Source organism: Amycolatopsis sp. NPDC059027 (genome assembly GCF_042739735.1).
Classification (GTDB): Bacteria; Actinomycetota; Actinomycetes; order Mycobacteriales; family Pseudonocardiaceae; genus Amycolatopsis.
Genome location: NZ_JBHYIK010000074.1, coordinates 17,122 through 30,041, shown reverse-complemented (window position 1 = coordinate 30,041; position 12,920 = coordinate 17,122). Strand labels below are relative to the sequence as shown.

Annotated in this window: 10 protein-coding genes; 5 read left to right on the top strand and 5 right to left on the bottom strand. The window is 69.3% G+C overall.

Annotation, left to right across the window (positions count from 1 at the left end):
- Positions 1–99: 99 nt before the first annotated feature.
- The 4 genes from ACFWY9_RS36670 to ACFWY9_RS36655 form a co-directional block, all read right to left on the bottom strand.
- The gene (locus tag ACFWY9_RS36670; protein ID WP_378341062.1) at positions 100–4,161 is read right to left on the bottom strand and encodes a S8 family serine peptidase; all 4,062 of its coding nucleotides are present in this window, start codon (positions 4,159–4,161) and stop codon (positions 100–102) included.
- A 215-nt stretch (positions 4,162–4,376) separates the two neighbouring features.
- Entirely contained in the window at positions 4,377–5,012 is a 636-nt protein-coding gene (locus tag ACFWY9_RS36665; RefSeq protein ID WP_378329427.1) for a lamin tail domain-containing protein, read from the bottom strand.
- A gap of 151 nt (positions 5,013–5,163) precedes the next feature.
- On the bottom strand, positions 5,164–5,508 hold the full coding sequence (locus ACFWY9_RS36660) for a helix-turn-helix transcriptional regulator (protein ID WP_378329426.1): 345 nt from the start codon (positions 5,506–5,508) through the stop codon (positions 5,164–5,166).
- 93 nt (positions 5,509–5,601) lie between these two features.
- Entirely contained in the window at positions 5,602–6,279 is a 678-nt protein-coding gene (locus ACFWY9_RS36655; protein ID WP_378329425.1) for a response regulator, read from the bottom strand.
- A gap of 757 nt (positions 6,280–7,036) precedes the next feature.
- On the opposite strand from ACFWY9_RS36655, the gene ACFWY9_RS36650 reads away from it, so the two are divergent.
- The 3 genes from ACFWY9_RS36650 (at position 7,037) to ACFWY9_RS36640 (ending at position 10,712) form a co-directional block, all read left to right on the top strand.
- Complete coding sequence (locus tag ACFWY9_RS36650) at positions 7,037–8,158, top strand: 5-methyltetrahydropteroyltriglutamate--homocysteine S-methyltransferase (protein WP_378329423.1); 1,122 nt, start codon at positions 7,037–7,039, stop codon at positions 8,156–8,158.
- A 128-nt stretch (positions 8,159–8,286) separates the two neighbouring features.
- Positions 8,287–8,925 carry an HNH endonuclease family protein gene (locus tag ACFWY9_RS36645; protein WP_378329422.1) on the top strand — a complete coding sequence of 213 codons (639 nt, stop codon included), beginning with the start codon at positions 8,287–8,289 and terminating at the stop codon, positions 8,923–8,925.
- Between the two features lie 311 nt (positions 8,926–9,236).
- Positions 9,237–10,712 (top strand): DUF1996 domain-containing protein, encoded by a 1,476-nt coding sequence (locus ACFWY9_RS36640; RefSeq protein WP_378329430.1) that lies wholly within the window; start codon positions 9,237–9,239, stop codon positions 10,710–10,712.
- Positions 10,713–10,750: 38 nt separating this feature from the next.
- Here the strand turns inward: ACFWY9_RS36640 and ACFWY9_RS36635 are convergent, their stop codons facing one another.
- Positions 10,751–11,488, bottom strand: coding sequence for an MBL fold metallo-hydrolase (locus tag ACFWY9_RS36635; protein WP_378329421.1), 738 nt, complete (start codon positions 11,486–11,488; stop codon positions 10,751–10,753).
- Between the two features lie 183 nt (positions 11,489–11,671).
- Between ACFWY9_RS36635 and ACFWY9_RS36630 the strand changes: the two genes are divergently transcribed.
- Positions 11,672–12,325, top strand: coding sequence for a hypothetical protein (locus ACFWY9_RS36630; RefSeq protein ID WP_378341061.1), 654 nt, complete (start codon positions 11,672–11,674; stop codon positions 12,323–12,325).
- A 355-nt stretch (positions 12,326–12,680) separates the two neighbouring features.
- The gene (locus tag ACFWY9_RS36625; protein WP_378341060.1) at positions 12,681–12,839 is read left to right on the top strand and encodes a hypothetical protein; all 159 of its coding nucleotides are present in this window, start codon (positions 12,681–12,683) and stop codon (positions 12,837–12,839) included.
- Positions 12,840–12,920: the final 81 nt, after the last annotated feature.

Genomic DNA, 12,920 nt, shown 5'->3' with positions numbered 1-12,920 from the left:
CCGGGCGCGGCCTCCCCGGGTCTCGCGCGGGGGCCGCCGCGCCCGCGGGGGGGGGTGTGGCCCCGGGGGGTTTTTCCCCGGCCCCGCGCGGCCGGATACTCAGCGAGCGCGGGAGGACACGGCCGCCAACGGAGCGGTCAGGCCGTAGGCTCGCTGAACGGTCTGCGTCACGGTGTTCCCGGACGCGTCACGGGCTTCGGCGCGGAGCCAGACGGCCCCGTCGGCGCCGGGCGACGCGGGATGGGTGACGGTCACCGACCACACCCCGTTCCCGCGTGGCTTCGCCGCCGCCTCCGTCCACGTCTTCCCGCCGTCGGCCGACGACGAGATCTTCAACCCGGTCACCGGACCGCCCCGTGACCCGCTGTGTCCCGCCGCGGCCACGTCGAACGTGAACGCGGTACCGGTGAGGGCGCGGTTGGTGACGTCGAGCGGCAGCCGGTAGTCCAGCTGGATCAGCGGCTGGAACGAACACGCCGTGCCCGCCGGGTAGCAGGCGAATCCCACCGGCACCGGCGATGCCGAGCGGGCCGAGGTGAACGTCCACGAGGTGTCCGTCCGCGTGCCGTACTGGAACAACGTCGTGCTCGGCGCGCCGATTTCCGCCTTCGGGGACAGCACATCCGTCACGTCCAGCCGGTACGTCGCCTTTTCGGGCGCCAGCCGGAACAGCGGGACCAGCGCGAGCGGATCGTCCTTGTTGGACTGCGGGATTTCGGTCCCGTCCCGGTAAAGCCGCGTCGTCGAGGTCGCGAAGTACCGGGCGTTCTCGTACGGGCTGGTGAAGTGCCCGGCCCCGCCGAGCCCGTCGACCCACTGCATGGCGGGCACGAACAGGTCGGGATCGTCGCCGCCCCGGCACAGCGAGCAGGCCACCTGCCACCCGGCGGCGGTCGCCGGATAGCGCGCGGGATGGTCGGGCTGCAGTTCGACGGCGGTGTTCCGCAGCGCCGCGCCGAACCAGTGCTCGTCGGGCCGGGTCCGCTCGCCGGGCCGGTAGACGTCCTGCTGGTTCATCGCCAGCGACGCGCGCTTGGCCGTCTTGTCCGTCCCGGACAGGGTCACGACGCGCTTCCAGACCATCCGCTCGTCGGCGGGGCCGGTGTACTCGGTCCAGGTGCCCGGCACCGGGATCTGCGTGCCCTGCACCGGTTGGGTCTTCCAGAGCCCTTCCGGGAACGGGTACCAGGTCTTCTGCCCGCTCAGGCCGGGCCGGTCGGCGTGGTACGACGTCTTCGTCGCGACCAGCGTCTTCGGGTCCACCTGCCGGATGTGATCCTTCGACACCCCGTTGGGATCGAGGTAGCTCAGGTTGTACATCGCGTCCGGGGTGGCCCGGACCCGCAGGTGCAGCGAGACGGAACCGGTGGTGCGCAAGGATTCTCCCTGCTCCCAGTCCGGTGAGAGGGTGGGCAGGGCCGAACTGGTGAGGCCGGGGATCGCCAGCGCTCCCGGCAGGCCGGGGTAGGGGAGCAGCGCGGCAGCGCCCGCGCCGGCGGCGGCCTTGGCCGCCACCACCGCGCCCGCGGCCAGCGTCCCCGGCACGTCCGGGTCGTCGGACGACACGGGGATCCTGGCCAGCACCGCCTTGCCCTTGACGTCCAGTTTGGCGAGGTCCTCGGGCCTGCCCGCCTCGCCGAAGACGACCGGCAGTGACCGGTCACCCGGCCACTTCGCGGTCAGCGTCGGCACGTCGTAGGCGGTGGTCAAGGCGCCCGATCGGAGGCCGTCGGCCGTCAGTTCGACGGCGGACTGGGCCAGCGTCGCGGTGTCCTGCAACGAAATCGACCCGCGCGCGGTACCCGCGACCGGGGTCACGTGGACGTCGAAGTCACCGCTGCTCGCCACGAAACCGGACTCGCCGATGTAGTCGGCCGTTCCCGGACCCGGCGGGATCACGCGACGTAACATCACCGTGCGGTCGCGCTGATCGGTCGGGGCAGGGGTCACGAGCCGCACGGGTACGGTGTCGACGGCGCTCAACCGGATTTCCGACGTCGTGGGCACGCGGAGTTCGGACGCGCTCAGCGCGGACCACTGGCGCACCTTCGGCCCGCGTTCGTACGTCCAGCCCAGCGCCGAGTAGGTCCCGGCGGGCACCGAGAACCTGGCCACGCCGTTCACCAGGTCGGCGCGGCGGCTGATCTGGTCCTGGAACGGGTCGTTGCGGGTCGCCGCGCCCGCGGAGTCGTCGATCAGTTCCGCCGAGGCGAGTTGTGCGGGGCCACCGGTGGAATCGAACATCCGCAGGGTCACCGGGTACAGCTGGGCGGCGTTGTAGGTGCTGATCGGGGTGCGCACCGCCGTGGCCTTGTCGGCGGTCGTGGCCACCACCGTCCCGCCGTAGACCCCGGCCGGGCCGGTGTCGGGATAGTCGGTCAGGTGCACGGTTTTCGTGCTCTTCGGCGGAATCGTCACCGACGTCGTGTCCAGCTTGATCCCGTCGGCGGCGGTCTTGCCGTCCCACGCGCGCGCGGACAGGCCGAGTTCCAGCGCGAGCGGCTGGTCCCCGCTGTTGGCATAGGTCAGTTCACGCGTGACCGGAGCCGTCGCCCGCTGGTCCCGTTCGGTGCGGCCGAAACTCGTCACCGCGGGGCCGATCACCGTGCGGGTGACGGCCTTGCCGACGTCGACCACCCCGGCGCCCTGCTCGTACCAGCGCAGCCCGGCGTCCTTGGCGGTGGTCACCACGAGGTTCTTGAGCGTCTCACCGGACAGGCCCGGGTGTTGCTGGAGCAGGATAGCGGCGCTCCCGGTGACGTACGGCGTGGCCATGGAGGTGCCCGAAGCGCTGGTGTAGTCGGCGTCGACCGGGTCGCCCATGCTCGTGCCCGCCGCGCGGGCGGCCGTGATGTCCACGCCGGGCGCGGTGATCTCGGGCTTCACGAGCGCGTCGCCGAGACGCGGGCCCCGGCTGCTGAACGAGGCGAGCGCGTTCTTGCCGTCCACCGCGCCCACGGTCAGCGCGGAGGTCGCGGCGCCGGGACTGGTGATCGTCCGGTCGCCGGAGCCCGCGTTGCCCGCCGCGACCACGAACAAGGTCCCGGACTTGGCCGAAAGCTTGTCGATCTCCTGGCTCAGCGGGTCGGTGCCGTCGGTGACCCCGGCGCCGAGGCTGAGGTTGACGATCTTCGCGCCCTGGGCCACCGCCCAGTCGACGCCCGCGACGACCTGGGCGGTGTCGCCCTGACCGTCGGCGCCGAACACCTTCGCCACCATCAGCTTGGCGTCCGGTGCCACCCCCTTGAACCGCCCGCCGGAGGCAGCGCCGGTCCCGGCGGCGATCGAGGCGACGTGCGTGCCGTGGCCGTGCCGGTCCACGGTGTCGCCCTCCCCGCTGAAGTCCGCGGCGGCGACCGTCTTGCCCTTCAGGTCGGGGTGGTTCTCGTCGAGCCCGGTGTCCACGACGGCGATCGTGGTCCCGGCCCCGGTCAGCCCGGACTGCCACGCCACCGGCGCGCCGATCTGCGCGGTCCCGCTGGTGCCCCTGTCCTGGGACACGCGGACCCGCTTGTCCGCCACGACCCGGGAAATTCCTTGCTGTAGCGCGGGTTCACCCCGGGCATCGTGGGTGGCGAGGGAGCGCCAGAACTCGGCCGTTCCGGTTTTGCGCACCTGCATCCCGACGCTGTTGAGCGTCGCGAGCGGAAGGTGCCGCTCGGTCTGGGGGAGTGGTCGCGCCCGGTTTTCCAGCGCGGTGGCCGACAGTGGCGCCGGGTCGCCATATCCGGTGATGACCGGGATCGTCGCGCTGGACGCGTCGTCGCGGCCGTCCCGCACGAGCGCCGTGACGTTGAACAGATCCCGGCCGAGCTGCCCGCGGCCGACGAACGGGAGCGCGTCGGAAGGGTAGACCTCGAGGCCGTCGGCGGTGGTCGTGATCTGGAAGGTGGGCGGCGGCTGGTCGAGCCGCGCGGCGGGCTCGACACGGGCGGTACGGTGGCCGGCGGTGTCCTCCTCGTAGACGACCACGTCGCCGGTGAGCAGGGTGACCCGGTGTGTCTCGGCGTGGCCGGGCCGCGCGGCGGGATCGCCGGGAGCGGGGACCGCCCTGGCGATCGCCGTGCCAGGGGAAAGGACGAGCACGGTCGCGGCCGCCAGTGTCGTCGGCGCGCGGAGGTACCGCCGGTGCGCGGAACGGGAGCGGGTGAACATCGGCATCACTCTCCTCGGCTGCCGCGGCGGGACCGCCGGACGCGGCTGCCGCGGGTGAGTGCTGTCGAGGATGAGCCACCGGTATGCCGAAGAACATGACTCTCAGTGGCGGCCTGTCGCCGTTGGCGACACAGCGCCACCACAACGACAAAAACCCACGCCCCCGCGCCGCCACGGTGGCGGCTCGGGCCCGTTGTCTCCCTTGCGTCAGGTGTCAGCGATCAGTTGTCGGCGCCGGGGGTGCGCTGGTGCAGCGAGAAGTCGACGCGGTTGTTGTCGGTGTCCGTGCTGAGGACGTCGCGGGCGTTCGCCACGTTCTTCTGCTCGGTCGTCTGGCTCTCCGGCACCGCGGGCTGGCCTTCGCGCGCGGAGGTGACGGCCATGCTGAATCCGATGCCGTCGACCTTCACACCCGTCTGGTTGAGCAGCGCCACGCCGCCGGTCGACGGGATGGCCTGGTCACCCATGAGGTTGAACGGCACGACGTTGGTCTGGTCCTGGATCGTGCCCGAGAAGTTCTTCGCGACCAGTACCGCGTACTGGCCCAGGTTGTCGCGCGGCTGCAGCTGCAGGCCCGCGGGCAGCGCGATGGTGTCGATCAGGTTGTTCGACGGCCCGTAGATCCGGAGCACGTAGCCGGTCAGGTCCACCACGCGCGGCGACACGTTGCGGAGCTCGACGAACTGGTCCTGCAGGCCGTTCTGGCCGCGGGTCGAGATCTCGTTGATCACCACGGTCGTGGAGGCGGTGGGCTGGGCTTCGGGCGAGGTGCCCTCGGTGGCGCTCGCGGCGCCGCCACCGAGGAACGTCGTCGCCAGAATCGCCAGCGCGGCCGAACCGCTCAACAGTCGACGCATGCCAATTGTCCTTTCCTGGAAAGGGTGGGATGTATTTCGTCGGGGGATTTTCTTCACCGGGGTCTTCCCGGCTTATTCCATTGTCGCCGGGATGGGCGGGAATCATAAGGGGCCAGTTTTCCGGGGACCCTTTCGCTCCCGCCCATTGCCCTCAATCGCGGCGGGCGCGCCGGTGTTCCCGTGCCACGGACGCCGCGGCGTCGAGGTCGTGGCAGGGCATGTCCAGCACGTCACTGAGCCAGTGCCGCCAGTACGGCCCGGGGATCCGCTTGCCGCGCTCCCAGCGGGAGACGTCTTCGCGCGTGACGCTGCCGTTGCCGGACAACGTGAACAGCTCGTGGGCGAGGTCGCATTGGGACCAGCCCTTGGCGATCCGGCGTTCGGCGAGCAGACTGCGGATCTCGGCCGCCGCGCGGTCCGCCTCCCCGGCGGCACCTCGCCCGGCCCGTGGGTCCGGTGTTCCTTTTCTTTCCCTGATCAACGTTGAAATGATCACGAAATCCAGGATAGAAATGGTGTACCCGGCGCACAGGATGCGCCGGGTACCCAGTCTTGTGATGATCGAGTACTCGCGGTACGAGGCCGCGATTCAGTTGTTCCGAGCGGCCGTCACGGTGTCCTCCGATTCGCCGACAGGTGAGGTCCCGCCGGTGAAATCGAATGACTTGAACAGTTCCTTGCGGCTGCCGTAGCCCAGTTTCTGCAATATCCGGCTGACGTAGTTCTTCACGGTCTGCCTGGCGAGGTGCAGTTCGCCGGCGATCTCGTCGTTGGACCACCGGCAGAGCACGAGCGCCAGCACCTCCTCCTCCCGGCCGGTCAGCGTCGTGCCGGTGTGCTGCGTGGCCTCGCCGACCGCGCCGGTCGGTTCGGTGCCCAGCACCCAGGCGCGCTGCCCGGCCAGTGTCGAGCGGACCGCCTCCATCAACAGGTTCCGGTCGGCCGATTTGTGCACGAAGCTGTCGGCGCCCGCGTTCAGCGCGGTGGCGACGGCGGCGGGCGAGGAGTCGCCGGAGAACACCAGCACGGCCGCGTTGTCGAGGCGTTCCTTGGCGAACTGGCAGATTCCCGCGCCCGCGGGCTCGCCCGAGATCGACAGTTCGGTGATGACCATCCGCGGATGGGTTCGCTCGCATTGCCGCAGCGCTTCGGTTTCGCTGCCCGCTTCGGTGACCGCCCGTACTTCGGCGGAGTTCTCGAGCAGCAGGCGGAGCGCGTATCTGATCAGCGGCTGATCGTCCACTACCAGCGTCGTGACGTGGTCCATGTGGTCCCCTTGGTGTCAGGTCGTGAGAACTACAACGTGAACCGAGGGCGGCAAGCAGAGGCGAAAGTCCTGACTTCGCGGGGCGGGTGGCACCCGGAGGTACGAGCACTCTTCGACCTCGATCACGTTCGCGCGGTGCGCGAGCCGGGCGGTCGCGGGCGCTACCGGAGCAGCTCGCGGCCGCCGGGAGGGACGGGCGGAAGAGGCGATCCCGTGGACGGTATGGCCGCCTGCGTGGTCACTTTCCTGACCGAACGCACGAAATCATCCCTTTCCCATCCTTGAAGTGCGCGCGAGATGTGAACGGCATGTTTATACCCCGGTGTGTTGAAGGATCGTCACCGCCGTTCGAGTGGTGGGGAGTGGTCAAATGGTCAACCTTTATCGAACGCACTCGTACGGCCGCAAGGGAGGGATCCGGTGGGCTAACCGGATCGTTGTCGCCCCCGATTCGCTTCGGGTTTCGCGGTTTTGTTACAGTGTTCACCGGAAATTCGGACCCGGCGTGGTCCGGTGGAGCATACGGGTCGGACATCCGGAGTAACGGCTGGTTTCCACGCACTTCCCGACTGCGCGCGGGGAACCCGGCCGGTGCGGCTCTGTCGTCGCCGTGGCGCCGCATGGGCAAGGGAAAATGATTCCGCATTCGCGAGGGCACGAATACCGGAATTGTTTCCGGTACGTTTTCGCGAGGCGGTGGATGCCGGGTGAGGGGCGGGCTTGCCTTCCCCCGGGGTGATCACCCACCATGGGACGTATGACTCCGCGCGTGACACCGCCGTTCCGTGCCGACCACGTGGGCAGCCTGCTGCGGCCACCGGCCCTGCGGCGAGCGCGGGACGACTTCGCGAAGTCGCTGATCAGCGGGGAAGAGCTCGGAACGGCCGAGGACGCGGCGATCCGGGACGTCGTCGCGCTGCAGCGCGCGGCGGGGCTGCGCTCGGCCACCGACGGCGAGTTCCGCCGGTCTTCCTGGCACATGGACTTCATCCATCGGCTGCGCGGGATCGGCAGGAGCGAACGGAAGCTCCACGTCACCTTCCACAACGCGGACGGCGACGTCGAATTCACCCCGGCAGGGCTCGAGGTCACCGGAAAGATCGGTCTCGACGACGTCGTCTTCGGCGAGCACTTCACGTTCCTGAAGTCCATTGTGGACCCATCGGTGACGCCGAAGCAGACGATCCCGTCGCCCAGCATGGTCTACTACCGCGGTGGGCGGGCCGCCGTCGACGAGTCGGTGTACCCGGATCTCGAGGAGTTCTACGAGGATCTCGCGAAGGCGTACGCCGAGGAGATCGCCGGTCTGGCCGCTCTGGGCTGCACCTACCTGCAGCTCGACGACACCAGCCTCGCCTACCTGAACGACCCCGGGCAGCGTGCGATGGTCGCGCGCATGGGCGGTGACCCGGACAAGCAGCACGTACGGAACATCGCGACCATGAACGCCGCGCTGCGCGGCAGGCCGGCCGGGCTGCGGGTGACGACCCACCTGTGCCGGGGCAACTTCCGGTCCTCGTGGGTCGCGGAGGGCGGCTACGACTTCGTCGCGGACGCGTTGTTCTCCGAACTCGACGTCGACGGCTATTTCCTCGAATTCGACGATGAGCGCTCCGGCGGGTTCGAGCCGCTGCGTTTGGTGCCCCCTGGAAAATACGTCGTGCTCGGGCTCGTCACGACCAAGCGGGGCGAGCTGGAGAGTGTCGACTCCCTGCGACGGCGGATCGACGAGGCCGCGCGGTATGTCGACCTCGACCAGCTGTGCCTGTCCCCGCAATGCGGGTTCTCCTCGACCGAGGAGGGCAACGACCTGACACTCGACGAACAGAAGGCGAAGCTCGAACGCGTCGTGGAAACCGCCGCGCTCGTCTGGGGCTGACGCCGGGCGGGTGAGCCTGCACCACCGCGGCCGTCCCGAACGGCGGATCGACACCCGCGTCCGCGAATGGCGAAAATGAACCGGCACGGCAATTCTGTCCTGCGTCACGGAACTGTCAGGAGAACACCGTGAATGTCGCCAGAATACTCCGCCTGTTCATTTTCGCGTTACTTGCCGCACTTGCCGGTGTCATCGGGGTCACCGGTTATGCGAGTGCGACCCCGCCGAACATCCCCGACGCGCCGACGGCCAAGGCCGAACTCACCGCGCTCCGCGTCGCGGAAGACGGCTCGATGGACGGATACTCCCGGACGAAGTTCCCGCACTGGATCGACCAGGGGGACGACTGCAATACCCGCGAAGTCGTCCTGAAGCGCGACGGCACGGACGTGACCGTCGACGAGGACTGCCGTCCGATATCGGGCAGCTGGCGCAGCCCGTACGACGGCGAGACCTGGGATTCCCCTTCCGACATCGACATCGACCACCTCGTCCCGCTCGCCGACGCGTGGCGGACCGGAGCGGCGTCCTGGACGACGGCGAAACGGCGTGCGTTCGCCAACGACCTGACGGGCCCGCAGCTGATCGCGGTGACGAACTACGTGAACCGGGAAAAAGGGGACAAGACTCCCGACGAATGGAAACCGCCGCTCGTGTCGTACTGGTGCACCTACGCGAAAATGTGGACGCACGTCAAGCACAAGTGGCAGCTCACCATCACCTCGGCGGAGAAGAGCGCGCTCACGGCCATGCTCGCCCGCTGCTGACCGGCCGCTACGACGTCGCCGCCGGGTGGCGCTCGATCCCGCTGGACTCGCGCTGGACGGATCGAGCGGTCGCCCTGGCGGCGGCCCCTCTGTGAAGATAACGAAACGGTAACGGCGGCGTCGCGGGTGAACCACGGCGCCCGCGTGCTCGTATCAACCAGCGATGTCGCACGAATTCCGCTGCCACGTCACCCCCGGATCCGGGACGGAATCCTTTTTCGATCGGACGAGGTGAGAAAGCCGAAGCTGGTTGTTCCATCGATGACCCCTGCCCTTTTTTGGTTTTCATGAATAGTGAGGTGACGAAGTCGATGGCGCAACGCAACGGGCGGCATCGGGTATCCCGCCGCGCGAAGTTCGTGACCGCGGCGATCGCCCTGCCCGTCCTGGTCGGCGCGACGCTGGTGACCGTCACGACGGTCGGCAAACCCGGCGACGCCAGTGCCGACGCCGTGGACGGCTCGTTCTTCGTGGACATCACGAAGGTCCGGCCGAACGTCAACGGTCCGAACCAGCGGGAAAGCGCTTCCCGAGGCACCTTCACGGTGGACTGCGGAAAGAACGAGAACGGCCATTTCAACCCCGACAACTTCATCGCGCAGCCGGGCGTCAAGAACGGGGCCCAGCATCTGCACGACTACGTCGGGAATCTTTCCACCAACGCCGATTCCAGCAACAAAAGCCTGCTGAAGGCCGGGACCACCTGCAGGAACGGGGACAAGTCGGCGTACTTCTGGCCCGTCGTCCGGATCGATCGCGAGGACGGCGGGAAGAACTCGCCCGCGGGGGAGGAGAAACGGCAGCGACGTGATCAGCAGGCCAGGGACGGCAAGGACAAGACCGCCCCCCGCGTCGACTGCCCCGACGTCGCCAGCGAACTGCCGGACGAGATCCCCGATCAGGCACAGCAGGAGATCACCGCGAACCTCGACGACCTCGACCAGCGGACCGACGAGGCCAACCAGCGACTGGAGGCGGCGCGGGGCCAGGGCGGCTCGGAGTTCGTCCGCACCGCCATCCTCGAACCCCTTGCCGCGCACCGGAAAGCGGTCATCGACCGGATCGCCGCCGCGATCGGCCGGCAGCCGCAGGACCTCGGCCGCCTGGCTCCCTGTGCGCTGAAGGACCAGGCCAACCGGCAGGGACTCGGCGATGGCGCCGACAACAGCGACACCGCGCAGGCCGAGGGTGCCGGGACGAGCAGTGGCCAGACACTGGGGGAGGAGAACGACAATCTCGACCTCGACGGCAATGACGGCGAGATCCAGCGGCCCGCGACCGTCGCGCTGACCTTCCGGGGCAGCCCGGCGGGCCGGGTCACCGCGATGCCGCGTTTCCTGCGGGTGCTCTACGGCGACGCGAAGGTGACCACCAACGGCCCGAAGAACGCCCGGGACTCGTGGACCTGCACCGGGTTCGAGAACCGCGTGGTGATCGGCAAGTACCCGATCTGCCCGCGAGGCAGCCGGGTCGAGCGGATCCACGACTTCCCGAGCTGCTGGGACGGCAAGCGGATCGACTCGGCCAACCATCGCGACCACATCGTCTTCCCCGGCCGCGACGGGCGCTGCAAACGGGGGTTCAAGGCGGTGCCGCAGCTGCGGGTGACGCTGACCTACGACATCCCGCCGGACGTCCAGCGGAATCGTCAGTACAAAGTGGACTCTTTCCCCGAGGAGAAGCACAACCCCGCCTCGGATCACGACGACTTCGCCAACGTGATGTCCCAGAGCATCATGAACCGCGTCGTGGCGTGCATCAACAAGGGCAGGACGTGCCGCGAATGACGGCCGCGCCGGGCCGGGCCCGCGGGGGCGGGCCCGGCTCAGGTGGTCAGCACCATGCCGTCGTCGGCGACCTCCCACGCGCTCAGATCCGCCGCGAGCGCGGTGGGCGAGAGATGGGTGAGCACCAGACGGCGGCAGGTGAGGCGCCGGCGATGCTCGGCGAGCGTGCCCAGGTCGAGATGCCAGCGCACCGGGGTGGGCGTGTATCCCTCGCAGAGGAAGACGTCGGCGCCCGCCGAGGCGTCGAGAAGCGCGTCGGTCCACTCGGTGTCCCCGGAATACGCCATGACGGCGCCGCTTTCGGCGTCCTCGACGCGGAGGGCGTACGCGGGCGCCCCGGACGCGTGCCGCACCTCGAACGGTGTCGCCGTGAAGCGCTCGGTCCGGAACGGAGTCCGGTCGTCGTGCTCCGCCACGTGCACCGAGAACCGGCGCTCGACCTCGCTCGAGCCGGGGTAGCAGACCTCCATCGCGGCCGTGAGCCGTTCGCGGGTGCCGGGCGGCCCGACGACGGTCAGATCGCGGGTGCGCCGGCGGAACTGGCCGTCGAGAACGAGGAACGGAAGTCCGCCGAAGTGGTCCGCGTGCAGGTGGCTGATCAGTACCGTCTCGATGGCGTTCGTGGCGATCCGCCTGCGCCGCATCGCCACGAGACTGGTGGATCCGCAGTCGACCAGGGTGTGCGCGGTGGAATTCGTATCCGCGAGTGCGATACACGTCTGAAACCGCCCGCCGGAGCCGAACGCGTCACCGCTGCCCGCCACCGTGATGTCCATGGCCGGATCCGCCTCCCCGCCGATCGCTCCCTGTCATGTTCGCCCCGCTGCTGACCAGGGGCAACCCGGTGACGACGTGGCTGCTCAGCGTCAACTGTGGCCGACGACACTCTGGCGTGACATCGCCGTGTCCGTTTCGTAATGTTGCGCGAGCTTCGGCCCCGAATTGGTGAGTGATCGAAAATGTCCGGACGACATCGCAAGCAGAAGAGCACTTCCTGGAGACTGCCCGCCGGTCTGGCGGCCGCCGTCGCCGCGGCACTGCCCGCGACGGTCTGGCTGACCACCGGCAGCGCCCCCGCGGTGCAGCCCGGCGGTGCTGCGCTCGCCCTGCAGGCACCGCCGCCCCCGACCAGCTCCGCTTCGAGCACGGCACCGCCCACGCCCACCACGAGCGCGACGCCCACGAGTACGACGTCGTCGCCTCCGCCACCGCCCACCACGGCCACCCCCAAGACCTCCGCGACGCCCGAACCGGCGTCGTGCTCGACCACACTCGCCGGGACCAAGCCCCACGTCGCGCAGGTCGGTAACCACGTCAAGGCGAAGTTCGGCGTCAAGACCGTCGGCGGCGCGAACGGGCGCAGCGGCGGTGGTGAGCATCCTCTCGGGCTTGCCCTCGACTTCATGGTGGACACGGCCACCGGCAACCAGCTCGCGGAATACGTCCTGGCCAACCAGAAGGCGTTCGGCGTCACGTACGTGATCTGGCGGCAGCGCTACAACGACGGCAGCGGCTGGTCGATGATGGAGGACCGCGGCGGCACCACCGCCAACCACTACGACCACGTCCACGTGTCGTTTTCGCCGAGCGCCAAGGTGTCCGTGACCTGTTAGTACGCGCTGACGTGCGCGCGGATACCACGTCATGACGATCGCCGGGCTCGGCGCCTGCCTTTTCGTGCGGCGCGAGTCCTGCCGCCCGCTCGGCGATGTCTCGCACGTCGCGACCGGCGAGAACGCTGGGTGAGCAGTTGCGAAATCTCGGACATGAGCAGCGCCCGGCGGCGCGACCACCTAGCCGTCACGGTCACGCTCACCGAGTCGGATTCGGCTCACCTGCTGGCGACCCTGCGGTCCGGTGCGCTGGACGCCGCGGTCGTCGCCCCGGCCACCGATCAGCTTTTAGCACAGCATCGGCGCGCGAGCCACCGTCGACGAAGCCTGCGCCGCGGCGGGCTTCTCGGCGAAGGTGGCGTTCGAAGCCAGCGAACCCGCGGACCTGCACGTGCTCGAGATCTGTGAACCCGCGCTCCGCGGGCGCATCGCGCTCGCCTGGCGTGCGGCCGGGCCGGCCGGACCCGCCGCGCGAGCGCTGCTCGACCACCTCCGCGCCACGCTCGCCGGGTAGCCGCCCACTGTCCACTGTGCACAGTGGGGTCGACGATCCGGCTCGGCGCTGGCAATCTCGGAACCGGGAGTGTCGGCGTGC

What these genes read in the sequence shown, in the direction of transcription:
- ACFWY9_RS36670 (WP_378341062.1), bottom strand. Translation starts at nt 4,161, where the DNA reads ATGCCGATGTTCACCCGCTCCCGTTCCGCGCACCGGCGGTACCTCCGC.
- ACFWY9_RS36665 (WP_378329427.1), bottom strand. Translation starts at nt 5,012, where the DNA reads ATGCGTCGACTGTTGAGCGGTTCGGCCGCGCTGGCGATTCTGGCGACG.
- ACFWY9_RS36655 (WP_378329425.1), bottom strand. Translation starts at nt 6,279, where the DNA reads ATGGACCACGTCACGACGCTGGTAGTGGACGATCAGCCGCTGATCAGA.
- ACFWY9_RS36650 (WP_378329423.1), top strand. Translation starts at nt 7,037, where the DNA reads ATGACTCCGCGCGTGACACCGCCGTTCCGTGCCGACCACGTGGGCAGC.
- ACFWY9_RS36640 (WP_378329430.1), top strand. Translation starts at nt 9,237, where the DNA reads ATGGCGCAACGCAACGGGCGGCATCGGGTATCCCGCCGCGCGAAGTTC.
- ACFWY9_RS36635 (WP_378329421.1), bottom strand. Translation starts at nt 11,488, where the DNA reads ATGGACATCACGGTGGCGGGCAGCGGTGACGCGTTCGGCTCCGGCGGG.
- ACFWY9_RS36630 (WP_378341061.1), top strand. Translation starts at nt 11,672, where the DNA reads ATGTCCGGACGACATCGCAAGCAGAAGAGCACTTCCTGGAGACTGCCC.